This window comes from Pseudotabrizicola sediminis (assembly GCF_004745575.1).
GTDB lineage: Bacteria > Pseudomonadota > Alphaproteobacteria > Rhodobacterales > Rhodobacteraceae > Pseudotabrizicola > Pseudotabrizicola sediminis.
Map to the genome: position 1 here is coordinate 1 of NZ_RPEM01000061.1, position 650 is coordinate 650.

The 650-nt window shown below is 65.4% G+C and carries 1 protein-coding gene; it reads left to right on the top strand.

The genetic code is table 11. The features are described from left to right. Nucleotides 1-650: IS630 family transposase (locus EEB11_RS19300; RefSeq protein ID WP_135434209.1), on the top strand; the 650-nt coding region annotated here is incomplete at both ends.

A 650-nucleotide genomic window follows, 5' to 3' on the forward strand; every position in this document is an offset into this window, starting at 1 on the left:
GAGCTTCAAGTTTTGCTGAGCAACCGCAACACGCCGCGCAAGCTTGCTTGGCGGGCCGAGATCGTGCTGGTGACGGCGGACGGTCAGGGCACCGTCGAGATCATGCGGCGGACGGGCATGTCGAAGCCGACGGTCTGGCGCTGGCAGGAGCGGTATCTTGATGAAGGCGTGCCTGGGCTCAAGCGGGACAAGACGCGGCCCTCGCGGGTGCCGCCCCTGCCCAGAGAAGTCCGACTGAAGGTGATCGCGAAGACCGTGCAGGAAACGCCGTCCAATGCCACGCACTGGAGCCGCGCTGCGATGGCCGAGGCGGTCGGCATCTCGCCTTCCAGCGTGGGGCGCATATGGGCGGATGCAGGGCTGAAGCCACATGTCGTGAAGGGGTTCAAGGTCTCGAACGATCCGATGTTCGAGGCGAAGGTCACCGAGATCGTGGGGCTTTACCTCGACCCGCCAGAGCGCGCGGTGGTGCTATGCGTCGACGAAAAGTCCCAGATTCAGGCGCTCGACCGCACCCAGCCCGGGCTGCCGCTGAAAAAGGGGCGCGCGGCCACCATGACTCACGACTACAAGCGTCATGGCACCACCACGCTCTTCGCCGCGCTCGACGTGAAGTCGGGTCTGGTCATCGGGGAATGCATGCCGCGCCA